The organism is Phycisphaerae bacterium (assembly GCA_035275405.1).
GTDB lineage: Bacteria > Planctomycetota > Phycisphaerae > UBA1845 > UTPLA1 > DATEMU01.
This window is the reverse complement of the sequence record DATEMU010000005.1, coordinates 100,324-123,880: the sequence shown is the minus strand read 5'-3', so window position 1 is coordinate 123,880 and position 23,557 is coordinate 100,324. Positions and strand designations below refer to the sequence as shown.

Annotated in this window: 19 protein-coding genes and 1 tRNA gene; 13 read left to right on the top strand and 7 right to left on the bottom strand. The window is 62.1% G+C overall.

Annotated features, from left to right (window positions below; genetic code table 11):
- Window positions 1–2: 2 nt before the first annotated feature.
- On the bottom strand, window positions 3–1,490 hold the full coding sequence (locus tag VJZ71_08330) for a PEGA domain-containing protein (GenBank protein ID HKQ48059.1): 1,488 nt from the start codon (window positions 1,488–1,490) through the stop codon (window positions 3–5).
- Between the two features lie 340 nt (window positions 1,491–1,830).
- Between VJZ71_08330 and VJZ71_08325 the strand changes: the two genes are divergently transcribed.
- A complete protein-coding gene (locus VJZ71_08325; protein HKQ48058.1) occupies window positions 1,831–3,438 on the top strand; it encodes a SpoIIE family protein phosphatase in 1,608 nt (535 codons plus the stop codon).
- Between the two features lie 42 nt (window positions 3,439–3,480).
- A complete protein-coding gene (gene polX / locus VJZ71_08320) occupies window positions 3,481–5,208 on the top strand; it encodes a DNA polymerase/3'-5' exonuclease PolX (protein HKQ48057.1) in 1,728 nt (575 codons plus the stop codon).
- Window positions 5,209–5,340: 132 nt separating this feature from the next.
- On the opposite strand, the gene VJZ71_08315 is transcribed toward polX, so the two are convergent.
- Together VJZ71_08315 and VJZ71_08310 are read right to left on the bottom strand one after the other, a co-directional pair.
- Window positions 5,341–5,820, bottom strand: a complete 480-nt coding sequence (locus tag VJZ71_08315) for a putative toxin-antitoxin system toxin component, PIN family (protein ID HKQ48056.1) — start codon at window positions 5,818–5,820, stop codon at window positions 5,341–5,343.
- Window positions 5,817–6,077, bottom strand: a complete 261-nt coding sequence (locus VJZ71_08310; protein ID HKQ48055.1) for a hypothetical protein — start codon at window positions 6,075–6,077, stop codon at window positions 5,817–5,819. Before VJZ71_08310 ends, VJZ71_08315 begins: the two co-directional genes overlap by 4 nt.
- Before the next feature lie 160 nt (window positions 6,078–6,237).
- On the opposite strand from VJZ71_08310, the gene VJZ71_08305 reads away from it, so the two are divergent.
- Window positions 6,238–6,366, top strand: coding sequence for a hypothetical protein (locus tag VJZ71_08305; GenBank protein HKQ48054.1), 129 nt, complete (start codon window positions 6,238–6,240; stop codon window positions 6,364–6,366).
- A 164-nt stretch (window positions 6,367–6,530) separates the two neighbouring features.
- On the top strand, window positions 6,531–7,688 hold the full coding sequence (locus tag VJZ71_08300) for a PEP-CTERM sorting domain-containing protein (protein HKQ48053.1): 1,158 nt from the start codon (window positions 6,531–6,533) through the stop codon (window positions 7,686–7,688).
- A 213-nt stretch (window positions 7,689–7,901) separates the two neighbouring features.
- Here VJZ71_08300 and VJZ71_08295 read toward each other — a convergent pair whose 3' ends face one another.
- Window positions 7,902–10,274 (bottom strand): tetratricopeptide repeat protein, encoded by a 2,373-nt coding sequence (locus VJZ71_08295; protein HKQ48052.1) that lies wholly within the window; start codon window positions 10,272–10,274, stop codon window positions 7,902–7,904.
- Window positions 10,275–10,484: 210 nt separating this feature from the next.
- Here VJZ71_08295 and ilvC point away from each other — a divergent pair, with 210 nt between their 5' ends.
- The 7 genes from ilvC to VJZ71_08260 all read left to right on the top strand — a co-directional run bounded on the left by ilvC (window position 10,485) and on the right by VJZ71_08260 (window position 16,567).
- Entirely contained in the window at window positions 10,485–11,483 is a 999-nt protein-coding gene (ilvC, locus tag VJZ71_08290) for a ketol-acid reductoisomerase (protein HKQ48051.1), read from the top strand.
- Between the two features lie 50 nt (window positions 11,484–11,533).
- A tRNA-Ala gene (locus VJZ71_08285) sits at window positions 11,534–11,606 on the top strand.
- Between the two features lie 118 nt (window positions 11,607–11,724).
- On the top strand, window positions 11,725–12,204 hold the full coding sequence (locus VJZ71_08280) for a hypothetical protein (protein ID HKQ48050.1): 480 nt from the start codon (window positions 11,725–11,727) through the stop codon (window positions 12,202–12,204).
- 135 nt (window positions 12,205–12,339) lie between these two features.
- Complete coding sequence (locus VJZ71_08275) at window positions 12,340–12,948, top strand: site-specific integrase (protein ID HKQ48049.1); 609 nt, start codon at window positions 12,340–12,342, stop codon at window positions 12,946–12,948.
- A 45-nt stretch (window positions 12,949–12,993) separates the two neighbouring features.
- Complete coding sequence (locus tag VJZ71_08270; GenBank protein HKQ48048.1) at window positions 12,994–13,542, top strand: hypothetical protein; 549 nt, start codon at window positions 12,994–12,996, stop codon at window positions 13,540–13,542.
- Window positions 13,543–13,739: 197 nt separating this feature from the next.
- Window positions 13,740–14,048, top strand: a complete 309-nt coding sequence (locus tag VJZ71_08265) for a DUF1580 domain-containing protein (protein HKQ48047.1) — start codon at window positions 13,740–13,742, stop codon at window positions 14,046–14,048.
- Between the two features lie 449 nt (window positions 14,049–14,497).
- The gene (locus tag VJZ71_08260) at window positions 14,498–16,567 is read left to right on the top strand and encodes a hypothetical protein (GenBank protein ID HKQ48046.1); all 2,070 of its coding nucleotides are present in this window, start codon (window positions 14,498–14,500) and stop codon (window positions 16,565–16,567) included.
- A 569-nt stretch (window positions 16,568–17,136) separates the two neighbouring features.
- Here the strand turns inward: VJZ71_08260 and VJZ71_08255 are convergent.
- The 3 genes from VJZ71_08255 to VJZ71_08245 all read right to left on the bottom strand — a co-directional run bounded on the left by VJZ71_08255 (window position 17,137) and on the right by VJZ71_08245 (window position 21,181).
- Window positions 17,137–17,310 (bottom strand): hypothetical protein, encoded by a 174-nt coding sequence (locus tag VJZ71_08255; protein HKQ48045.1) that lies wholly within the window; start codon window positions 17,308–17,310, stop codon window positions 17,137–17,139.
- Between the two features lie 85 nt (window positions 17,311–17,395).
- On the bottom strand, window positions 17,396–20,440 hold the full coding sequence (locus tag VJZ71_08250) for a serine/threonine-protein kinase (GenBank protein ID HKQ48044.1): 3,045 nt from the start codon (window positions 20,438–20,440) through the stop codon (window positions 17,396–17,398).
- 105 nt (window positions 20,441–20,545) lie between these two features.
- The gene (locus VJZ71_08245) at window positions 20,546–21,181 is read right to left on the bottom strand and encodes an RNA polymerase sigma factor (GenBank protein HKQ48043.1); all 636 of its coding nucleotides are present in this window, start codon (window positions 21,179–21,181) and stop codon (window positions 20,546–20,548) included.
- A gap of 169 nt (window positions 21,182–21,350) precedes the next feature.
- On the opposite strand from VJZ71_08245, the gene VJZ71_08240 reads away from it, so the two are divergent.
- Both VJZ71_08240 and VJZ71_08235 read left to right on the top strand, forming a co-directional pair.
- Window positions 21,351–21,683: a helix-turn-helix transcriptional regulator gene (locus VJZ71_08240; GenBank protein HKQ48042.1), complete on the top strand. Its 333-nt coding sequence runs from the start codon at window positions 21,351–21,353 to the stop codon at window positions 21,681–21,683.
- 319 nt (window positions 21,684–22,002) lie between these two features.
- Complete coding sequence (locus tag VJZ71_08235; protein ID HKQ48041.1) at window positions 22,003–23,538, top strand: hypothetical protein; 1,536 nt, start codon at window positions 22,003–22,005, stop codon at window positions 23,536–23,538.
- Window positions 23,539–23,557 lie beyond the last annotated feature (19 nt).

Below are 23,557 nucleotides of genomic sequence, written 5' to 3'. Positions count from 1 at the left end.
GCTTACTCGCCCGACCCCTGCAGTGCCACCGCCGGTGTCGAGGCCAGACCCAGCACGGTCAGCGTGCCCTTTTGAGCCGCGACGAGTGCGCCGAGCCCGTCGTCGTTCGTACCCGTCGCCGTCTGCACGATGTCCACGGAGATGGGCGTGCCCTTGACCCGCTTAGCAAAGCCCGATAGCTCGCGCGGGTCCAGAGCGCCCGCAGCGAAGATGCGGATGGAATTGGGCTGGAACTCCAGCGCTGCGGCCAGGGCCTGGCCGATCGCCCCGCGACCGGACGGCCGGATGGCGCGGACCTTGTCGTAAGCCCGGATCTTCTGATCGCTGGTCGCCGCCGCGGTCTCCGAGCCGCCCGGCCAATTGTCCAGGCCGTCCGACGTGCAGGTCAGGACGGCGAACTGCTGAAGGTCTTTCAGGTTGTGAATCTGATCGACGATCTGTTCGAGCAGGATCGTGTGGTCCGCACCCGCGCCGGTTGGAGGGAGCAGGAGAAACACGATTCGCGGTCCGGTTGGTGTCGCCGGCGCGGCCTGTTCCGGGTCCGCCTGTGCAGCCCGCGGCGCCGCCTCATTCGCCACTGTCGAGACCACCGCAGCCGGCGGGGGCGCAGGCGACTGCGCGACGACTGGGGCGGGCGTCAGCGGCAGGTCCAACTCCAGCCGATCGCCCTGTTCGGGCGGGGCCAGTTCCCGCGCGACCTCCTGGTAGCCCGCGTGCTTGATCGCCAGCCGGGAACGTTCCCAGGGCAGCAGCGAAAGCGTGAGCGGGCTGTATCCCTTGAGTTCATCGTTGATCCAGATTTCGGCCTTGTTGGGAATCGTGCGGATGGCCACGTCGTAGGGCTTGGGCACGAGTTCCACGGCGAATTCGTTCACCCCGCTGTAAATCGAGAGCGGGCGGCGAATCGAGTGATAACCGCTCGCCGCCACTTCCAGCCAATGGGCTTCGTCGCTGCTGCCGGACAGCGACAATGTCAACCGTCCCGATTCGTCCGCCGGTCCGATTTCGGCGCCGTCCAGCGTCACCTTCGCGTTGGGCGGGCGAATCGTGACGCGCACGGGATAGTTGGCGACGTTCTTCGTTGCCGTGATGGGAAGGCTGGGCGATTCGTTCCGCGTCAACAGGAAATAGCCGGTAGTGGCGAGCGTGAGAACGAGACCGGTAGAGGCGCCGATGGCCAGATCGCGCCGGCGGCGCCGTACGCGCACGGTCGAACCGAGTTCTTCGGTCGGAGGGGACGACACGACGGTCGAGCGGACCGGAACGCCGCCGGCTCTCAGGGTGCGTGGCACCGTCGGCCGCGGCATCGGAGGCGGGATGACCGCGATCGGTCGAGGAGGCTGCGGACCGCGCGCTCGTGTCGCGGCGCGGTTTATCTGGCGGGCCGCCGCTTTACGGCGACAGACACAGCAGACACCTTCAATGATCGAGATCGCGTCGTCGGACTCCAGTTCGCCGCCGCATCGATCACATATAAGTGGACTCGACATGAATTCCCGACCCTCGACGGATCCCTCGTCGAAAACGGACGCGGACGGCACTCTCCCGCACGGCTCCATGCTGCGCAGGAGTGACTCACCGCGGCCTTCTTTCCATAATCATCGACGGGCGGCGTCCCATAACTGTAGTCGAGCCCGATCTTTAGAATCCGGCAAGGTTTAGGCGGTGCAGGCGTTGTCGCTGCGGCCGAAGGGGCGGTCGCGTTGACAGTCGCGACGCGTCAACCGACCATGAATGCCGGCTCGGCTTGTGAGTTTTGCAGGTCAGAATCGACCCGGTCGGGTAGAGGGTTCCACCGCGCAACTTGGCCGAGTGCCCGGCGGGCGAGAGATGGCGCAGCTTCAGATTCAAATCGCCGATGGGCGAATGACCACCCAGCCGCTCAGCGGCACGCAGTGGGTGATCGGCCGCGATGCGGCGTGCGACGTCGTGCTGGATGACACCTCGGCGTCGCGCCGCCATGCGCGGCTTTATTGCGACGAGGGCGGGCAATACTGGATTCAGGACCTGCAAAGCAAGAACGGCACGACACTGAACGGCGCTCCCGTCTCGAATGCGCTGGTGAAGAGCGGCGATCGGATCGGGATCGGCGGCTCCCTGGTGGCGCTGGCGGCGACGGTGCAGCCCACCATCGTGATGAGCGATACGGGGACGCAGGCCGGCGGGACGAACGCGTGGGGCCGGCAGCACCAACTCTCGCTCGCCGAACGTCGACTGAAGAGCCTGTACGAACTCAACGAGCGCCTGACCGGCCGGTTTAATCGCGACGACCTGCTCAACGAGCTGCTGGATATCTGTCAGGAAGCGCTGCGGTTCGAGCGCGCGGGCATCGCGGTGTGGCCGGGGGACCCTCATCCGCCGCAATGGGTGCGGATCAAGAACATGCGCGGGGGCAGCTCCGAGGACATTCACATCAGCCGCAGCCTCGTGGATCAGGCCCTGCACCAGGGCGAGCGCATCCTGATCAACGACACGGCGGGGGGCGGATTCGACCCGACGGCGAGCATGATTTCCAACAACATCTGCTCGGCGATGTGCGTGCCGATGGAATACCATCAGCAGGTGCGCGGCGTGATCTACGGGGACCGCGTCACGTCGGCGGGGGGTTATACGCGCGAGGATATTGATTATTTCGCCGCGCTCGGGCGGCTGGGGGCGATGGGCCTGGCGAACGTGCAGCTTCTCGAAGAAATGCGCGCCCGGCAACAAGTGGACTTGCAGCTTCAGTGGGCCCGCGAAATCCAATCACAGCTTTTTCCGGCCGAGCCTCTGGTCCGGGGCGGATTATCGATCGACGCGCTGAACGATCCGGGCCAGAAGGTCTCGGGAGACTACTTCGATTACTTTGAGCGACCGGACGGTCTGATCACGATTGTGGTCGCTGACGTCTCGGGGAAGGGGGCGCCGGCGTCGCTCTTAATGGCCAATCTTCAGGCGGCGGTCCACGTCACGCTCGCGGAGGAAAAAGACCTGGTCCGCGCGGCGGGTATCTTGAACAAGCTCATCTGCCATAACGTCCGCGATTCACGATTCATCACCGGCGTCTTCGGTCTGCTCGATCCGGCGTCCAAGTCGTTCTCTTATGTCAACGCGGGGCACATGGGTCCGTACCTGATCAAACCCGACGGGACGGTGGACAAGATCGACCCGGAGCCCAACCTCCCCCTGGGGATCGAAGGTGACGAACACTACGCCATCGAGACGATCGACCTGGGGGCCACGCCGACAACGCTTCTGCTGTACACCGACGGGGTGCCGGATGCGGAAAACCCCCAGGGCGAGCACTTCGGCGAGGCGCGCTTCGCGGACCTCTTGACCTCCAACGCCACACAGCCTCCCGGTGAACTCACCACCCGCGTTCGCCGCTCGATCAAACAGTTCGCGCGCAACCATCCGCAGACGGACGACATTACGCTGCTGGCGATTCGAATGGAATGAACGACGTGTCCGCCCTCGTGCGACCGTATATACTTTTCCACTATGCGCAACCAGGAACTCGCCGCCATCTTTTCCGAGATTGGGGACCTGCTCGAGATCATGGGGGAGCAGTCGTTCCGCATTAACTCCTATCGCCGCGCGGCGCGGACCATCGGCGAACTGACCGAGGACATTGCGAAACTCGCGGAAGAGGGCCGGCTGGCCGAGCTTCCGGGCATCGGCAAGGGCAGCGTCGGCCGGATTGAGGAGTTCCTGGCCAAAGGGCACATCGACGACCATAAGGGGCTGCTGGATGCAGTGCCGAAAGGGTTGCCGGCGCTGCTCAAAATACCGGGCATGGGGCCGAAGAAGGTGGCCCTGGCGTGGAAACAGCTCGGCGTCGTCGATCTGGAGAGCCTGCAGCGCGTCATTGCGTCGGGGGAACTGGCCAAGCTCAAGGGCCTCGGCGAAAAAAGCGTCAAGCAGATCGCCGACGGGATTGCGTTTTTGTCTCAGGGGTCCGAACGAACGCCGCTGGGGCTGGCGTGGCCGCTGGCGGAGGAACTGGCTGCGGCGATGCGGAAGATCAAGGGCGTCAAACGCGTGGAGATCGGAGGAAGCCTGCGGCGCGGCTGCGAGACGATCGGCGACATCGATCTACTCTGCGAATCCGACGACGGCGCGGCCGTGGTCAAGGCGTTTACGACGCTGCCGCAGGTAAAGAAGGTGCTGGCGTCGGGTGATACCAAGGGCTCGGTGCTGGTCGACCGGCGCGACGGCGTGGCGATGCAGGCGGACTGCCGCGTGGTGCCGAAGGCGTCGTTCGGCGCGGCGTTGCAATACTTCACGGGCAACAAGGATCACAATGTGCGCCTGCGCGAAATGGCGGGGAAGAAGAAGTGGAAGCTGAATGAGTGGGGGCTTTTCGATGGGGAGAAGCAGATCGCCGGGGCCGATGAGGCGTCGATCTACAAAAAGCTCGATCTGGAAATCATGCCGCCCGAGCAGCGCGAGGACCGCGGCGAGTTCGACGCTGGGGCGCTGGAGCCGCTCATCGAGCTGGCCGACATCCGCGGCGATCTGCACATGCACACCGACGCCAGCGACGGCACCGTTGATGCCGCCGGAATGGCCCAGGGCGCCAGCGACCTCGGCTATGAGTACATCGCGATCACGGATCACTCCAAGTCCAGTGCGATCGCCAACGGTCTGACGATCGATCGGATGTGGCGGCAGATTGAGAAGCTCCGCGAACTCAACAAGAAGCATGAGAGCGTCTCGATTCTCGTCGGCTGCGAGTGCGACATCCTCGCGGATGGCCGGCTCGACTACCCCGACCAATTGCTTGCGGCGTGCGATCTTGTCGTTGCCAGCGTCCACGCGGGACAGCGGCAGGAAAACAAGAAGATCACGGCGCGCGTGCTGAAGGCGATGGACAATCCCTATGTGACGATCCTCGGCCACCCCACGGGCCGGCTCATCAACCGCCGCGCGCCGATGGACCTCGATATGGCGGCGGTCATCGCCCACGCGGCAAAGACGCACACGATCCTGGAGATCAACGCGTCGTGGCAGCGGTTGGACCTGTGCGACCGGCATGTGCGGATGGCGCGCGACGCGGGGGTGATGGTCAGCATCGACACGGACGCGCACTCGGTGGCGCAGCTTGCGCAGATGCGCTACGGCGTGGCGACGGCGCGGCGCGGGTGGTTGCGGGCGAAGGATGTGCTCAACACGCTGCCGCTACCCAGCGTGCGGAAGCGGATTGCGAAGAAGCGGGGGCGGGCGTAACGCGGAGTATTCACCACAGAGGCTCAGAGGCGCAGAGACCTGAGATGTTGCGCTTTTTGGTTGCGTATCCTTTTGATATCTCCGACCCCTTCGACTTTCCGGAATCGGAATTCCTTACGGTCGATGCGACGCCTACGCAGATCTAATTGCCTGGAGAAACACGGGCGGCGTGGTAATGGCCAGATCAGGGTACCGTGCGAGAAAATCGATCGATTCGGGTGTTTTGCCTTCCATGAGGTAGGTGAGATGCTTCTCGTTCCACGTCACGAGATAACGGGCATTGACGGCGATCGCAAGATTGACGTACGGTTCATCCTTAGGGTCACGAGGCAGGGAAAACTTCTGCGGAATTTCTTCGACGAACCGGCTCTTACTCGCCAACAGCTCAAGATAGGCGGCCACGCGCTCGGGTGTCACCTGAGGATTCTTCTGGAGGATCCTCGGGCGGGAGAGTACATCGCGAATCTCTTCGGCGATAAAAGTGCTGACGACGAGCTGGACTCGGTCCTTTTCGGCGAGGAGAAGGCACGCAAAGGAGGGACCGGCATCGCTCAGCGCCGCTTGAAGCAAGACGTTGCAGTCGTAAACAACGACAGGGCGCTGGCCGCTCATGGTCGCCGCTGGGCTTGGCGTTCCGCAAAGGCCTCGTCGCGGGAAGCTCCGACCAGATCCGCAACCTGATCCTCCGTCAAGCCGCTCTTTCGCGTGGCCTCATGAATCGGAGCGAGGAGTTCCGAGAAGGATTGCGGCAGACGCATCTTTTCCTCGACGGCCTCACGGACGAGCGTGGGGACGTCTTTTCCGGAGGCCGCGGCACGTTCGTGGAGTTTGGCCTCGATTTCGGGTGACAAGTCAATGAGGAGCGTCATGGTTAAATACTAGCACGGACGAGCCGCGGAGTCGACTCCGCCGGGCATTCCAGGCTCTCTAACATCCGTTCGGGGCCAATCGCGTCGTGCCGGTGTCTCGGACCCTGGCCAATAACGCAGATTGGAATTCTGTTGTCGTCCAGTGGTTGAAGGTTGACCTATGTTTTGGATCGATCGCGATCGCAAAGCCGCCGGGAGGCGCGGCTGGCTGCGGGCGAAGGACGTGCTCAACACACTGCCGCTGCCGAGCGTGCGGAAGCGGATTGCGAAGAAGCGGGCGCGGGCTTAGGGTGGGATTATTCACCACAAAGGCACAGAGGCGGCGAAAAGTGACCCGGCGCACTGTCTGAGGCAGGTGTTCCTGCTTGACCCGCGCAGTCCTGTTTTGCTACAATGCATTCGAGGGTAGCTTTGTTATCACTTCCGAGGGTCTGCCCTTAGAGGAGAAAGTACATGTCATCGATCGTCCTGCGCCGTGCCATTGGCGGGAATTCGCCACCCCGCGCTAAGGGTACTCGGCGTTTGGGTGTGCGGTCCAAGGCCCTCACCGCCGCGATGGTGCTGGCCATCGGCGCGCTGGCGTCCACCGCGAGCGCCGATGTGTGGACCGTGACCAACCTCCACCCCGCCGGTTCTACCGAGTCAGGGGGGACGGGCGTAGGTAGTCTCCAACAGGTCGGTTATGCCCTCGCGAACGGCCAATATCGCGCTAGCTTATGGAGCGGCACAAGCGGGTCTTGGGTGAACCTCGACCCCGCTGGGTCGACGCATTCGGGGGCTTGGGGTGTAGGCGACGGCCAGCAGGTGGGCCATGCTGTTATCGGGGGAGACGTTCATGCCAGCTTGTGGAGCGGCACCGCCGCCTCTTGGGTTGACCTCAATCCCGCGGGGTCGACGGAATCGCAGGCGCGCTCTGTAAGCGCCGGTCAGCAGGTGGGCTTTGCCGAGGTGAATAACCAGCGTCACGCTGGCATATGGAGCGGTAGCAGTGCTTCGTGGGTGGACCTCAACCCAGCGGGATCGACATACTCGGAGGCGTTTGGCGTAAATGGTGGCCAGCAGGTTGGCGACGCCTATGTGGACGGAATTTTTCGCGCTAGCCTATGGAGTGGTACCGCTGCCTCGTGGGTTGACCTCAATCCCGCCGAGGCGATCGAGTCATATGCCTACGCTGTGGGCGATGGACAACAGGTGGGCTGGATATCGGATTCGGAAAGCGTTTACCGCGCCAGCCTTTGGAGCGGCAGCGCCGCTTCTTGGATAGATCTCAATCCCGCCGGGTCATTTGGATCGTATGCCTATGGCGTCAGTGGCGGCCAACAAGTGGGCTCTGCCGGATTCGATGATGGTGCACATGCGAGTTTATGGAGCGGCACCGCCGCCTCCTGGGTGGACCTTGGACAGTTTCTCCCCGCTGGTTATTCTGAATCAAATGCCGTGGGGATATGGAGCGATACCGAATTCATCTATGTAGCTGGGGTCGCCCACAACGACGTAGCAGGCCGCTACGAAGCGATGCTGTGGTCGCAGGCGATCCCCGAGCCTGGCGCTGCGGCGCTGTTTGGCTTGGGCGGCTTAATTGTTGCGATGAAGCGGCGGCGCATTCGCTGACCGCACGCCATGCACCCCTCGCGCCAACCTTCAACCGCAAGCCTCCAACGCCACGTTACGGACAAAATCCAAGAGGCCCTTGGGCAATTCCGCTGCCCCTCCGGGGCAGAAAGAACTTGGGGGGGTTCTCTAACCACGGGTTTCGCTTCGCTTTACCCGTGGCTACGGTCCTAAGCCCCTCCGGGGCAGGCCAAGGCGGATGCGACAATTTTTCTACGGAGTCGGGCTCTCGTTCGATGGAGTCGAGTTCGTCGCCTGCGCCTGCGTCATTTCCGGCAGGTAGCTGCGGGCGAGGGTGCGGACGGCTTGGCTGGGGTCGGTGCGGCTGATGTGGTCGAGGACGTCCTTGAACTTGTCGCCCTGCTGGAGGGCGAAGAGGCGGACGGCGAAGAGGCGGACGATGGCGTTGTCGTCGCGGACGGCGGGGGCGGCGGCCTTCGTCAGACTTTCCTCCAGCGGTGCCCAAGCGGCCGCGCACATCGCCCGGGCGCGGACGCGCCAATCTTTGTCGGTCAGCAACTTCGCATAGGCGGCACGTAGCTGGATGTACGGGATCGCCGTCGGCTGATTGAGGGCCGCGACCGCGAAGTGTGCGCCAATGGACTCGGCCGCGATGGCGCGGGCGGCATCCTCACCGGCCGTGGCCTGCTCCACCAGCGACGAGAACGCCGACGGCGAGGTGTCCAGCGGTATTCGCTCACCTTTGATCGGGCCGACGACCATGCTGCCCAGACCGGCGGCGAGGGCGCCGTCCTGATAGACGGGATCAAACATGGCCGTCACTTCGATCGTCGTCGGGTCGGTGGACAGGGCGATCCATTTTTCGCGCAAGGGGCCGACATCGATGGCGACGGTCTTCTCGATCGCGTCGCCGGGCTTGAGGACCGGCCGGGAGTTCATGAGCACTTGCAGGAAGTCTTTGAACTCGATGTTCTCGCGACCGGTGAGCTTCGCGGTGACGGCGAGGAGCGGGCGGGCCATGAAGCCCTCGCCGAAGGTGATGGGGAAGGGGCCGGCGTTTTCCAGGCGGATGACGACGTTGATCGGGCCGGTGGCGGGCAGGCGATCGGTCGCGAAACGAAGCGTGACCTTGAGGAAATCGCCGGTGCGGCGGTAGTAGTCGAAGACGTCGCGCTGGAACTTGTCGAGAGCGGAGACGATCTTGTTGTTGAGCGGCTGGACGGACGCCGTCTCTTGGTGCTGCGCGAGCGTGTCCTTGATCAGGTTATAGGCGATGCCGCTGGGTTGGATCGACGCGGCCTTGTGCAGGATGGTGATGGCCTGGGGCTTGTTGCCGCGCAATAGCTGAATCTTCGCCAATTCGAGCGCGGCCATCTGGTCCGTCGCGGCGAGGGGTTCGAGTTCCTTGACCGCCGCTTCTACCTCGCCGTTCATGGACAGGGCGTAGGCGTGGGCCAGCCTCGCCAGCGAGCCGGGGTTTCGCTTGGTCAGGGCGATTTCTGAAAGCTGCAGGGCCAGGGCCTTATCAGGATGATGAAAGCAAAAATACCAGGCGACTTCGGCCGCGTCGTCACCGTCTTTGTTGGAGGCGATGTCGCCGGCCCGTGCCAGGTACACTTTCAAGACCTCCTCTTGATCGGCGTTGGCCGCGGCGGCATTGCCGAGTTTGGCCTGGGCATTGCCGCGCAGCAGCCGCGCGGGCTGGAATTTCGGGTCGGCCTTGAGGGCCTCGTCCGCGGTTTCCACCGCCTTGGCGTAATCTTCGGAACCGAGGTAGGAGATGGCGAGCTTTTGGAGGAGCGAGGCGGAAAGCGGGCCGGCCTCGGCGCGGCGATGCAGGTCGATCGCCCGGTTGTACCACTCCTGGGCCTGCTTGTGCATCGAGAGCCGATCGAGAAACTCGGCGAGGTCCCAGACGAGATTGACCTGGCTGGGATTCATGGCGATCAGTTGCAGTGCCATCTCCACGCGCTGCAGCGCCGCCTCGGTCTCGCCGTACATCTCATACGCAAGCTGCCGCGCGGGGACGTTCATTGCATTCAGCCGCAGGGCCGTCTCAATCTCGCGACCGGCGGGTTCTTTTTCGCCGCGCTCGTAATAGAACTTGGCCATCCAGCGATGCAGCTCGCTTTCGTAGATCGGTGAGAGGTTCTTGGCTTTCAATTCATTTCCGATGAAGCCCGAGCGCGATTCGGCGGTCTGGCGATCATCCATTTCCATTGAAAGGAGCTTGATGCGGGCGGTGTCGTCGTTTGGGGTTAGCCGGACGTAATTGGCCAGGGCGACCTTCGCCTCGGCCGTGCGGCCCATGCGCTGATACAAATCGTGCAGCCAGAAGTAGGCCTCGCCGCAGTCCGGCGCGATTTCCTTCGCCGCCTCCAACATCGCCATCACGTGCAGCGCGGCGCTGCGAGGATTAGAACGACCGACGAGATGGCCCTGGTGCCGGGCGAGGTGGACGAGCCAGCTTCCGACATCAAGCACTTCGGGCGTCGTCGACCTGGCAGGAGAGACCGGCGTGACCGTGGTTTCGGACGGTGGCGCAGCGGCGGGCTGCGCATTGGCGTCAGGCGGATCACCGGCCCCGAGGAACAACAAAGTACATGTGAGAATCCATCCGGACATTGAGACGCTCCCTCGAAAACACTGCCCGCCGCCGGGGCTCACGGACGATCATAATGCAAGCCTGGAGCGGCACCTACGACGGGTCGGCTGTTCCATTATGGGCACTTGTAACTGGCGCGGGCAAATCCCGCAAGAAGGCTATGATGTGCGGCGGTGCCGCCGTCTGCTTCATTGCAGACGACCCGAACTTTCCGACTGGAGGCCGTACCCATGCCGCTCCCCGTTTATTACGAAGCCGACGCCGATTTGTCGGTGCTCCGGTCACGAACCATCGCGGTGCTCGGATACGGCTCCCAGGGGCAGGCTCACGCGCAAAACCTCCGCGACGCGGGGTTGCGGGTCGTTGTGGCTCAGCGACCGGGCGGACCCAATCATGCGCTGGCGATTCAGCACGGGTTCCAACCTGTCGCCATCCCGGAGGCGACAAAGTTCGGCGATTTGTTAATTTTCGCCCTCCCGGACGAACAGATGGAGGAGATCTTTGTCGGCGAGGTGGCCCCGCAACTTCGCGCCGGTCAGGCGCTGGGGTTCATTCACGGGTTCGCGATCCGGTTCGGGCTCATCACGCCGCCGAAGGACGTGGATGTCATCATGATTGCGCCGAAGGGACCGGGTTCGCTCGTGCGCGAGGCGTTTGTTCGCGGCGGCGGTCTGGCGTGCATTCTGGCGGTTCATCAGGATGCGACCGGCAGCGCGAAACCACTCGCCTTGGCCTGGGGGGCGGGCATCGGCGGCGGCAAGGGCGGGATGATCGAAACGACGTTCGCGGCGGAGTGCGAGAGCGACCTCTTCGGCGAACAGACGGTGCTGTGCGGAGGGATCATCGAATTGATGAAGGCGGCGTACGAGACGCTCGTCGCGGCGGGGTACCCGGAGGAAATCGCGTATCTGGAGTGCATCCACGAGGTCAAGCAGATTGTGGACTTGCAATACGCCGAGGGGCTGGCGGGGATGCGCCGGCGGATCTCCAACACGGCGGCGTATGGGGGGCTCACGCGCGGGCCGAGGCTGGTCGGTCCCCAGACGAGAGCGGAACTGAAGGCGATCCTGGGAGAGGTTCAATCCGGGCGATTTGCAACGGAATGGATAAACGAGTGTCGCTCCGGTAAGGTCCGTCTGACTGAAATGAGCCGAACGGAATCGCTGCATGCCAGTGAAACGGCGGGTCGCCGGGTCCGAGAGCAGGTCCGCAATGCGCTGCCCGAATAGGAGTCAAACTTGCAGACAAGGCCGCGTGAGGCTAAAGTTTATCGCTCAACGGGGACGTAGCTCAGTTGGGAGAGCGTCGCGTTCGCAATGCGAAGGTCGAGGGTTCGAACCCCTTCGTCTCCAATCCGTAAGTTACGCCGATCGCTTGATTAGCATACCGGCGTGCGGCAGTGCGGCTCGTGAGCAGCGGACAAAACGGTAAATACCGTTTTATCCCGCCTTGCTCGCAGGAGTACCGCACATGTCTCGCACAAAAATCACGGACACACCACGCTACCGAAAACACAAGGCCTCTGGCCAGGCGATCGTCAGCCTTGGCGGCAATGATCATTACCTCGGGCCATTCGCCTCAGCGGCGAGCAAGTCGGAGTACGACCGACGCGTCGGTGAGTGGCTGGCGTCCGGTCGCACGTCGCCGGCCGATACCGAGTCCGGCCTATTTGTCGTCGAGATCATCAGTCGGTATCGACAACATGCCCGCGTTTATTATCGCAAAAACGGGCGCGTCACTAAGGAAGTCGCGGGCGTCGACATGGCTGCACGCTACCTCAAGCGCCTGTACGGCCAGACTCCTGCTGCGTCATTCGGTCCGCTCGCGCTGAAGGCAGTTCGCGAGGCAATGATCGAGAGCGACCTTTGCCTCACTACGATTAATACGGCGATCGGCCGGATCAAGCGGATGTTTAAGTGGGCGGTCAGCAACGAGTTGGTGGCGCCGTAGGTCTATCACGGGCTACAAACAGTCGATGGACTCAAGAACGGACGATCAGAAGCACGTAATCCTCGAATCGTCCGGCCCGTCGCCGACAACGTCATCGATGCTGTATTACCCCACGTCTCGCGTCAAGTCGCCGCGATGATCCAGCTTCAGCGACTAACGGGAATGCGGTCGGGCGAAGTCGTGGTCATGCGAGTCTGCGATATCGATACTCCGGGCAAGATCTGGCAATACACTCCGCCAACGCATAAGACGCAGCACCATGGCCACATGCGTTCGATCTATCTCGGTCCGCTCGCCCAGGCGGTTGTGCGGCCATTCCTGAAAGCCGATCTCTCGGCCTTCCTGTTCAGCCCAGCCGAGGCGGAGGCCGAGCGGAAGATTGAAATACGGCAGCATCGAAAGTCGAAAGTGCAGCCGTCGCAAGTCGATCGCCGAAGGCGGCGACCGAAACGCAAGCCGGGCGAGCGATACGACGTGCAATCCTACAAGCGAGCCGTTTACCGGGGGTGCGCCAAGGCATGCCCGCCCCCGGACGGCTTGTCGTCGGAAGAGGCGCGATCGTGGGAGTTGTCGCACCGCTGGCACCCTCACCAGCTCCGGCACAACGCCGCGACGCGGATGCGGAAGGAATTCGGGATTGAGGCGGCGCGGGTCGTATTGGGCCACCGGTCGGCGGCCGTCACAGAGATCTATGCCGAGGCCGATCGCGGTAAGGCGGCGGAGATCATGGCAAGGGTAGGGTAGGATATCAATAGTGAATTTGGTTTTGTAGTCAACGGAGAACCGACAATGGCGCTAGTCAGAGAAGTTGTGAAAAAGACCGGAATCTTTCAAACCGTGCGAGTCCGTCCGGCAACAAATGATCCCGAATCAGCGAAGGATTTCTTCGACAACGCGTTTAGAGCATGGCAGATCGAGAAAAACCTTGCAGAATATGGAGAACATTGCCTAACTATTCTAGCAAAGTATAAATGCAACACCTTTGTCAGGTTCGACACGGCGGCGAAACAGCCAATATACGAAGAGCGAAGTGTGACAGAATTCCCGCACCAAATACTTGATGATGCGCCTCCAATAGCGCATGACGCTCGCAATGTAATGCACACCATCCACTGCCTCCGTATTGGGATGACCAAGAATCGAATTCGCGATTCAGTTGTCCATGCCATAGCGTTGGGTGCTTCTTTAGTACGTTTGCAGGTTCGCCCATTCGAGTCATACGTTGTGAGCGGCCGAAAGGTAATCGAAGGAGGGCGAAGGGTCACGTCGGCGCGTACGGGACCGAAGCTGATAAGGCCGACCGATACGCAAAGTATCAAGCATCAATGGATTTCGTAAGGACCGCCGAGCCTGGAATCTCGTTTTCCTGCGCTTGCGAACGGGTGGCGCGAATCCACAGATGCTCGCCGACGACGATCAAACGGCACACCCAGAACAACAAAAAAAAGTAGTTGGGCCAGACCTCCCAGTGACCCAAGACTGAAAGCAATACTTCGCTAGTGGCCACGTCTTGCGGCCACACGAGGTATTGCCCAATGATCGACATTTCCGTTGAAACGGTCCCGACCTTTACCGAGGCGGCGGCCAAGTTGCCGCGCCGGCGGCACGGCAAGAAGCCACACATCGCGACGCTTTATCGCTGGGCCGAGAGGGGGCTTAAAGGCATTCGCCTCGAAACCATCCAGGTCGGCGGCACCTGTTGCACCTCGCTCGAGGCGCTGCAGCGGTTCTTTGAACGCCTGACCAAGCCGCGATCCGAGGCACCGCCTCCGCCTCATTTCAACCGAGCCCGACTCCGCCAGATCGAACAGGCCGAACGCGAATGTGCGGAGGCGGGTTTCTAGTGGCCGGTTCCAGCCAGAACTCCAATTTTGTTCCGGTAACCGCCACGGCTCCTTGCGTCGTGTGCGACAAAGGCGATTGGTGCCGGCGATCTCGCGACGGCGCGGTTGCGGAATGTCACCGGTTGGACGCCGATCAGTGTCCATCGGGATACGTTTTCCGTAAGAAGACCCGGGGCGGGTTCAGTATCTTCCGGCGGGCGGAGCAGGGCGGCGGCCCTAGCGCCCAGGGCGGCGTTGGCGCAATGCAAAAGTCCAAAAAGGTCTGGACGTCTCCGGATCAATTTGCCTAGCGCTGCCATGGTAAGCATAACGGCACATGGTATTACCAAGGTCCCGATGGGTCCGACGTCTTTGCTGTCGCGCGCATCGACACCGCCAAGGATGAAAAGACCTATCGACCGCTGCACAAGGTCAGCGGCGGATGGGTCGTCGGCGATCCGCCCGGCAAGTTGCCGCTCTACCGGCTCGGAGAATTGACGGAGGTCGCGCATGTCTTTGTCGTCGAGGGCGAGAAATCCGCCGAAGCCGCTCGCGGCATCGGCCTTGTAGTTACAACGTCCGCCCACGGCGCTAGATCGGCGGACATGTCCGATTGGTCGCCGCTGGCAGGCTGCGAAGTAGTCATATTGCTCGATAACGACGAGCCTGGGCGACACTACGCCCAAACCGTCGCCGAGATTCTCACCCGGCTTGATCCGTCGACTGTCGTCAAGATCGTAGAATTACCTGAACTTCCCGAACATGGCGATATTGTCGAATTCATCGCCGCTCGCCCAGGCCAGAGTCCAGACGCCATGAAGGCCGAAATCGATGCACTGATCGCCGACGCCCCGGTGTGGGTTCCGACGAAGCGTGTGGAACCTGCAGAGTCCGATGATGGCGTACCAGAACGGAGACCATCGCAGGCCGATTTTGTCGCTGAACTGGCTGAGCAGGCGGAACTTTTCCATACACCTGGAAGTGAAGGAGAGGCCTACGCCTCCATCATGGTTCGGGGGCACCGCGAAACTTGGGCTGTCAAAAGCAACGCGTTTCGTCAATGGCTTGCGTATCAGTATTGGCGGCGATGGAGAAAGGCAGCTAACAGTCAGGCCATGGCCGACGGACTCGGCGTGATCGCCGGCAGGGCCTTGTTCGAAGGTCCCGAGCACGCGATCCACGTACGCCTATGCCGTGTGGGAAATTCAAACTGGCTGGATCTCAGTAACGACACATGGCAGGCCGTCGAAATAACCTCTGCCGGCTGGTGCGTGCATGACCATCCGCCGGTGCGATTCATACGACGAAAGGGAATGTTACCTCTTCCGACGCCAATTCAGGGCGGCTCAATTGATGAACTTCGTCCCTTCGTGAACATGCCGGACCAGCGGACATGGGTGCTTTATATCGCGTGGTTGGTCGCCGCATTTTGCTCCGGCCGTCCGTTTGTCATCTTGATTGTCAACGGCGAACAGGGAAGCGCAAAGACCACGGCGTGCCGGATCGGCCGGCTCCTGGTCGACCCAAATAAAACTCCGCTTCGTCGGCCGCCAAAGGAAGACCGCGACTTGATGATCGCGGCGAACAACTGCTGGATCGTCGCTTATGACAACCTATCGGGATTACCCCTATGGTTGTCCGACTCGCTCTGCAGCCTGGCGACGGGAGGAGGCTTCGCGACGCGCGAACTCTATACGGACGACGAGGAAAAGCTCTTCGATGCCATCCGGCCCGTAATGCTCAACGGGATCAGCGACGTAGCCACGAAGCCCGACCTCTTGGATCGCTCGATTCCACTCCTACTGCCCGAAATAAACGACGAGAGCCGCTGGGACGAAGAGTCGTTCTGGGCGGAATTCGAGGCCGCCCGCCCTCGGATACTTGGGGCCCTCCTCGATGCCGTTAGCACCGCGCTTCGGAACGAGGGTACGGTCAAGCTGTCGAGTGTTCCTCGTATGGCGGACTTCGCCAAATGGGTGACAGCGGCCGAACCCGCCTTCGGGTGGAAGCCGGGAACGATTCCGGCGGCCTATTTCGAAAGCCGCGGCGATTCGACGCATGCCGCGATCGAGTCGGCCATCATCGGTCCGCCCATCGTGGGTCTGATGGGTAATCGCGACCGGTGGCAGGGCATCGCCAAAGAGCTTCTAACCGAACTCGAGGACCACCATACGGACGAGAAGACCCGCAAGTCCAAGGAATGGCTCAAGAGCGCTCGAAAGGTCTGCGGCGATTTGCGACGGTTGGCACCCGACCTGCGGCGGTTCGGAATCAGCGTCGTCGTTGGCGCACACACGCGGCGCGGCACGCCTATCTCGCTAGAAAATACCCGGAAAACATCGTCACAACTGTCACCATCGTCACCGGACTTGGATTTACAAGGACTTACGCGTGACGATCAAGACTTCGCATGTGCCGCGACATCGTCACACTTTGGCAGAATATCGTCACAGTCCGCCGTCCGATCGTCACCGGAAAACCTCGTTTCCGACGCCGCGGCGCGGGTTGGTGACGGTCGTGACGATGGTGACGATGTTTAATAAACCTCGAGAACCCTGAGCGCGACGGACAAACAGCGTCCGTCTGGGGGAATTGTGTCGTCGCCGCCTCCATCCAGGGCGTCGAGCTAGCGGAGATGTAGTGCAACGCGCACGTCTGATAGGCCTTCTTATGTTGCATCCCTTCCCGCCCTCGGTGAGGCGGCATATCGGCGTGAGTCTCGCCAACATTGGCGCGCTAACGCAACAATGAAAGGCTCTCGACATTTTGGACCCGCGCTGGCGCGCGAACAACGGCCGGTGACCAAACTTCAATCGACGGGCAGCGCGCGAACTGCAGTGGAAATGCAGTGGTGTTCGCTTGACCATGGTGATCATGGTAACTATGCTGTTCTGAGTTAAGCCTCGGACATCACCGAGCTTAGTGCTAAATCCGGGTTCAGTCGGAAGTTGTGAAAATCAGCTTCCGCCATCTCATAACCCGGAGGATCCCCGCCACGGGAATGTCGCCGACCGGCCCGAGCTGGTCTATGCCACACTTCGCGCATCTCCAGAAAAGGTTCAATCGATCGATCATCGGTAATTTCTCCTTGGGTAAAGCCAGCAGCGGGTCACGAACGGCAGGCCACCGTGCGGGGGCCGCCATGATCGGTCGTGGCTCCCACGCTCCACTCCGCCGCCAGCAGATTGAGTTGAATGTCCGCCTCCACCGGCAGGTTCCGCAGGAACTTGGCGAACTGGGCGACCATGAGACCCGGGTCGATGCGGATGGAGGCACAATTCAAACCATCGACTTTAGCAACTCCTCGCCGGTCATAAGCGGTAGTGTTTTACTGACATGCCCGTGTACTTGCGCGGCGAACCACGCAATTATTCCGAACTCTTTGGAATCACACCTGGCCCCGACGGCGGAGTGGCAAGCCGTGCTCGCCACTCGGCGGCCTTTTCCGGGTTTCCCCAGTTCTCGTAAAGCGTAATGATTCGCTCGAGCGCCTCGCCCTTGTCGCGCCGTGGTACCTGTGTTAGCTCCTTGACGACTGAATAACCCGCAAGGACCAACGGCTCCGCCTCCTCGTAATGACCGACCGCCGTCAAGTAGGCGCCGTACAGGCCCTCGGCCGCGGCCAATTCGCGATGCCCGGCCGGCACTGACTTTCGACGGCGGCTCAGCACATCCTCGGCCAGTCTGCGCACCTCGTCATGGAGGGCAGGATCGGAGCGAAGGAGCAGGATCGACGCCAGTTGGGCCATGCCGCTGGTGGTGGCCGCGTGTTCGGGGGGAAGTTTCGCTCGTCGGATTCGCTGTGAATCGCGCATCATGGCTTCCGCATCGCTCAGCTTGCCTTGCTGCTTCATGACCACGCTCAGGTTGTGCAGCGACGCCGCGACCTGCGGATTATCTTCACCCAGCGCCTTGCGTTGAATTGCCAGGACTTCGCGGAATACCTGTTCGGCCTCGTCGAGGCGGTCCTGATCGAGAAGAACCAGGCCAAGATTGTGCATACAAACCGCGGTATTCGGATGCTCCTGGCCGAGAAGCTCCACAAACATGGCCACTGCTTCCCTCGACATTTCCTCCGCCTCGGAATATCGGCCGCGTTGGCGCAGCAAAGAACCGGTGTTGGTGAGGCTCGCGGCGACACTGGGATGTTCATTGCCCAGGAGTTTTCGACGCATCCGAAGTGCTTCCTGGTGAAGGGGCTCGGCCTCGTCAAACTTCTCCTGATTGCGCAGGGCCTCGGCCAGATTGTGCATCGATAAGGCGACCATCGGGTGCTCTTGGCCATACGATTGCTGCGATAGGAGAAGCGCTTCGCGAAGGGTCGTTTCCGCATCCGGGAGCTTGTCCAGCCTTCCCAAGACGATGGCGAGGTTGCTCAGCGTTCGGACCAGTTCCGGATCACCCACACCTGCCTTGGCCCGTCTCTGGGCCAGCGCCTCCCGATACAGAGCCTCCGCTTCGGCCAAATGGCCGCGAGAATCTTCAAGGGAAGCCAGATTGTGGAGTGAAACCGCTAATTCAATGCGATGATCGCCGGAGGACTTGCGGCGAATGTCCAGCGCCCTGCGGAACAATAGTTCGGCATCGTCGAATCGGGAAAGATTCCGAAGCACGAGTCCGAGATCATTCAAAACGTACGCCACTTTCAAATGCTCCGGGCCGAAAAGTTCTTCGCGAATCGTCAAGGCCCTGCGCAGCAAGGGTTCGGCGTCCTTCATGCGGCCTTGCTCCATTCGCAACGTCGCCAATTGCACCAAGTTTTGGGCGATTTCGTCGTCTTGACGTTCGGGAGATTCCTCGCGGATTGCGAGCGCGCGAGTCAGATGCTTTTCGGCGTTCGGCAAATCGCCCAACTCGCGGTACGTACTTCCCAGCGTCAAGCGCACGGCGGCCTCGACCTCGGGTTGTTGCTTGAGCGATTCGTTTTTCAGGTCACCGGCTGCGCGATCCACGGCTTGGCGGACGGTCATGTCGCGTCCTTTGGGATTCTCCTTCGGGTTCGCGGTGGCCAATAGACCCTGTAGAAAACGGTTGACGGCTTCCTGTTTGGACGCTTCCGCGCCGGCCTTCGCCGCGTTTTCCTGGGCGAGCTGCCGGGCATGGGCTTCGTCGCGCGCCGACTTTTCGGACGCGCTGCGGGCCTCATCGGCACGGCGGCGCTGCGTCGCTTGTTGGTTGTACAGGAAGGCTAAGGCGATCGTGGATCCCGTCAAAAGAAAGAGGAAGGCGGCCGTCGCGAACACCGCCGCCCGGTATCGCCCGATCGTCTTGGTCAAAACGTACCAACCGCTGTCGCGCTTGGCTTCGATGGGCTCGCCCGCGAGATAATGACGAAAGTCCCTGGCCAGTTCCCCGGCGCTCTGGTAACGCCGGTCGCGGTCCTTGTGAAGACATTTCAGGACGATGGTGTCGAGATCGTTGTCGATCGAGGGGCGCACGGTGCTGAGAGGCGCCGGCGCGGCCCTGATGATCGCATCCATCACTTCCCGCACAGAGCCGACGGTCTTGTAAGGCGGTTGGCTCGTAAGCAGTTGATAGAGAATTACGCCGAGAGAATAAACATCCGTGCGTACGTCGACATCCTCGGCACCCTCGGCCTGCTCGGGGCTGGCCCAGGGCAGCGACCCGACGAATTGCCCCGTTTGCGTCATGGTGGGGTCGTCGGTCTTGACCGTGAGCTTGGCCAGGCCGAAATCCAGGACGCGCGGCTCGCCCTGAGCATCCACGCGGATGTTGCTAGGCTTCAGGTCGCGGTGGATCACCCCGCGAAGGTGCGCGGCGTTAATGGCATCGCAAACCTTGATGAAGAGCCGGAGCACGGTCTCGATGGGCAGGGGACTGCCGTCGGCAGCCTGATGGCGGACATAGTCATCGAGCGGTCGGCCCTCGATGTAGTCCATCACGAAAAAGCACGATCCGCCGGCACCCACGCCGCTGTCGTGGATGGTCACAATGCCCGGATGCTGGAGCGAGCCGAGGATATGCACCTCGCGCTCGAACCGGGCCAGTTCGTGTCCCTGGCCCAGAGCGGCTTCGTGGCTGACCTTGATGGCGACGGGCCTTTTCGTGGAGCGCTGCGTGGCACGGTAGACTACGCCTTGGCCGCCCCGGTGAATCTCGCCGAGCATGTCGTAGCCGGTGAAAAGGTCCGGCGGTACGGCGGCGGCAGACATTCGGGGCGAAGCGCCTCCGGATCGGGTTTCGACGGCCCGGCGGCGGGCCCGCTCGATCACGCCCAAGCCGCGAAGCTCCTCGGCCAGCTCCGGCAGCAGATCATGATGACCGGAGAGGATTTTCTCGTCCGAAAGCTCCTCCCCCGCGATCCGCCGGTCAATGCAGTCGTCCACCACGCGTTGGATACGCACCAACCTCTCGGATGAGCCGGTCGCCTCCTCGTCGGCGCGTAGCGTCATGGTCGCCCCCTCGATCTGGGTGCACGCTCTTCGACTTCGCCTCCGCGAATCAACCTGGCGTACCTGTCCATCGCTTCACCTTACAGCGAGAGCCGCGCGCGATCGTTACGCCGACGAGCTGAAAAACTGCGCCGAACTGCCGAGGGCCTCCTGCATCTGCCGCAGACCACGGTGGCAGAGCAGGCACAGCGCCCCTTCCGTCCGGTTCATCCGGACGGCCGCCTCGGCTACGGGCAGGCCGTCGATGTAGCGCAGTCGCAGCGCCTGGCGATAATCCTCTTTCAATCCTTCCATGGCGAGTTGCACCTTCGCCACGGCCTCGCGAATGGCGGCCGACTGGCTGGGCGTCCGCTCATTTACGGCCAGCATGCCCAACCATTCCACGGCGGACCCGGTGGCCGGATTGACCGGCGCCTCCACCCTCTCGCGACCGCCTCCGCGCTTAGCGGCGCGTTGAGCCTTGATCATGTCGAAGAGCCGGTTCTCGGCGATCTTCTCGAGCCAGGCATAGAAAGAACCCGGCCCGCGCGGCAGAAACGACCGGATCTCGCGGAACACGATCACGTAGGCCTCCTGGAGAACGTCGTCGACGGCGATGACGCCCTGCAAGTCGCCCGGGAGCATCCGTCCCACCGCAGCCGAGAGGCGGTGATGGTGTTGCATCATCAAATGTTCGACGGCGGCTTCGTCGCCCGTGACCGCCCGCTCCAGAAGCTGGCCTTCTTGTTCTTCCTGGCTCATAGCGACCCGTCGCAGATGGGAAGTCGTCCCGGAACGAACCAAACACCATTGTACTGCAAAAAGACGCTGGGGACAGGTGTAAGGGCGCTGGATGGTTGTCGCTCTAGGAGACGGCGGACCTTCTGCCCACCCCTGTCATCAGAATTAGACACTTGGAGCACCGAACGCGATGGCGTCGCCTGAGCAATTCGAGGACCCGGACCTGTTGCCCGACCTGTTCGGCGAAGCGCGCTGGCGGCGTTTAGTGCGACGGCTGTCCCTGACACGGCGGCAGGCGGAGGTGGCCCGGCTGATCTGCCGCGGCTGCGAAAACCGGCAGATGGCGGCCCGGCTGGGGGTGTCGGTCGACACGATTCGATTGCATGCGAAGAAACTCCTCAAGCAACTGCGGGCGCGGAATCGCGTCGGCGTGCTGGTCAGGCTGTTGCTGGCGGAAAAGACACCGCGACCGAAGATCAGCGGTCGTGCAATTCGTGGGGCACGTACCCCTCGGGGTATCTAGTAATACGGCAGCCACATCGCTAGGGTTGACGTTAATCGTATTTCGTCGATGGGAGCGGGATGAGACGGGCAAGGTCTCACGCCAGTCACCATCTGCGCCCGTCCAGGCGATCCTCTCAAACGGTCGGAGCGACTCCGTATCAAAGGGAGCGTGCGCGGTCAAGGGACCCTCCGCGCGCTCAACGGACGAAAAAAACTTTGCATGAACTGCGTAATCCAGCGAATTGGTTTGCACTATGGAGAGAGCGGACGGTTTGCCAAGCGGCCGCCGCGTGGCGCCGCGACCCATCAATCAGGACCCTGACAATCGGAGAGAGCCCATGAAACAGTCTTTGACCAGTGCGATAGTGGCGATCGGCCTCACCATCACCTGCACGGGCGGCTTCGCAGGCGCGGACACTTTCGGTCCCTCCGATGGGTCAGGCAAAGTGTCGGGCGTTGGTAACCACCACCGCGTCCCCCTGCACTTTGAGTTGAACGAGGGACAGACGGACTGCGCGGTGGCCTATCTGGCGCGCGGACCGGGCTACGCACTCTTCCTGACGCCTGATGAGATGGTCTTTCGACTCGCCCCGGGGGCTGCGCCGGACGGCGACGAGACCATGGCGTCGGCCGTGCTGCGCATGAAATTGGAAGGCGCTGATCCGCACCCGGCGATATCGGGCCTCGACGAGCTGCTGGGAAAAGTCAACTACTTCCGCGGGAGCGACCCGGCGCAATGGCGCACAAATATCTCCACGTACGGGAAGGTGCGCTATCACGACGTCTATTGCGGAATCGACCTGATTCACTATGGCAATCAGCGCCAACTCGAATTCGATTTCGTGGTTTCGCCGCAGGCCGATCCATCCGTTATCACGCTCGTGTTCGAAGGCGCCGACGGGCTCGAGATTGATGAGGGCGGCGACCTGGTGCTGCATGTCGGCGAAGGCGAGGTGCGACAACACAAGCCCGTGTTGTATCAGGAGATCGATGGCCGACGGCGCGAAATCGCCGGCGCATTTGAGCTGCGCGGACCGGACCGAGTGGGTTTCTCGATCGGTGATTACGACCCAACGCTGCAGTTGGTCATAGATCCAACGCTCGTTTACGGCACGTATCTCGGTGGAGCCTCCACGGAGCGCGGTTGGAGCATTGCCGTAAATGGATCGGGGGAGGCCTGTGTCGTCGGCCACACCGTATCCACGGACTTTCCGGTCACACCCGGCGCATACGACACCTCGCGGGAGGGCACTAGCGATCTCTTCGTTGCCAAGCTCAGCGCCGATGGCACCGCGCTCATTTTTTCGACCTATCTCGGCGGATCGTTGGGCGAGGGCGGCACCAACACGCAACAGCGGCCGAACATTGCAGTGGCCGACGACGGAAGCGCGTTCGTCTGCGGCACAACCGCCAGCAGTGATTTCCCGGTGACGCCCGGGGCTTTCGACACCACGCTGAACCCCGGTGGAGCTGGTTTCGTCACGCGTCTCACTCCGGACGGCTCTGGGCTGATCTACTCGACGTTCATGCAAACCATCAACAGCTTAGATGTAGAGTTCAATCGTGGCATCGCAGTGGACTCGGACTTCAACGCCTACGCCTGCGGCAACGGATTGCCCGCCAACAACGGCATTGGGAGCGGGCAGGGGCAGATCCAGACGATCACCCAGTTGGGCGCGACGGCGGGCGTACGGGTCTGCAAGATCGAGCCGCAAGGCAGGTACCTCAAGTATTGCGTCACCCTGGGTCCCACGAACACGAGTTCCGGTGATCAGGGCGCGCAATGTATCGCCATCGACTCGCTGGGTTGCGCGGTGGTCGAGTCCTTGGCCACTTCCACCGGTGCAGGGCTCCCCGTCGTCAACGCGGTGTAACCGGTCGGTCATTCCGTTG

Coding starts and splice junctions, on each gene's coding strand:
- VJZ71_08245 (HKQ48043.1), bottom strand. CDS start 21,181: ATGAGCCAGGAAGAACAAGAAGGCCAGCTTCTGGAGCGGGCGGTCACG.
- VJZ71_08315 (HKQ48056.1), bottom strand. CDS start 5,820: ATGAGCGGCCAGCGCCCTGTCGTTGTTTACGACTGCAACGTCTTGCTT.
- VJZ71_08330 (HKQ48059.1), bottom strand. CDS start 1,490: ATGTCGAGTCCACTTATATGTGATCGATGCGGCGGCGAACTGGAGTCC.
- VJZ71_08280 (HKQ48050.1), top strand. CDS start 11,725: ATGTCTCGCACAAAAATCACGGACACACCACGCTACCGAAAACACAAG.
- polX (HKQ48057.1), top strand. CDS start 3,481: ATGCGCAACCAGGAACTCGCCGCCATCTTTTCCGAGATTGGGGACCTG.
- VJZ71_08250 (HKQ48044.1), bottom strand. CDS start 20,440: ATGACGCTACGCGCCGACGAGGAGGCGACCGGCTCATCCGAGAGGTTG.
- VJZ71_08295 (HKQ48052.1), bottom strand. CDS start 10,274: ATGTCCGGATGGATTCTCACATGTACTTTGTTGTTCCTCGGGGCCGGT.
- VJZ71_08240 (HKQ48042.1), top strand. CDS start 21,351: ATGGCGTCGCCTGAGCAATTCGAGGACCCGGACCTGTTGCCCGACCTG.
- ilvC (HKQ48051.1), top strand. CDS start 10,485: ATGCCGCTCCCCGTTTATTACGAAGCCGACGCCGATTTGTCGGTGCTC.
- VJZ71_08300 (HKQ48053.1), top strand. CDS start 6,531: ATGTCATCGATCGTCCTGCGCCGTGCCATTGGCGGGAATTCGCCACCC.
- VJZ71_08325 (HKQ48058.1), top strand. CDS start 1,831: ATGGCGCAGCTTCAGATTCAAATCGCCGATGGGCGAATGACCACCCAG.
- VJZ71_08270 (HKQ48048.1), top strand. CDS start 12,994: ATGGCGCTAGTCAGAGAAGTTGTGAAAAAGACCGGAATCTTTCAAACC.
- VJZ71_08265 (HKQ48047.1), top strand. CDS start 13,740: ATGATCGACATTTCCGTTGAAACGGTCCCGACCTTTACCGAGGCGGCG.
- VJZ71_08310 (HKQ48055.1), bottom strand. CDS start 6,077: ATGACGCTCCTCATTGACTTGTCACCCGAAATCGAGGCCAAACTCCAC.
- VJZ71_08235 (HKQ48041.1), top strand. CDS start 22,003: ATGAAACAGTCTTTGACCAGTGCGATAGTGGCGATCGGCCTCACCATC.
- VJZ71_08275 (HKQ48049.1), top strand. CDS start 12,340: ATGATCCAGCTTCAGCGACTAACGGGAATGCGGTCGGGCGAAGTCGTG.
- VJZ71_08305 (HKQ48054.1), top strand. CDS start 6,238: ATGTTTTGGATCGATCGCGATCGCAAAGCCGCCGGGAGGCGCGGCTGG.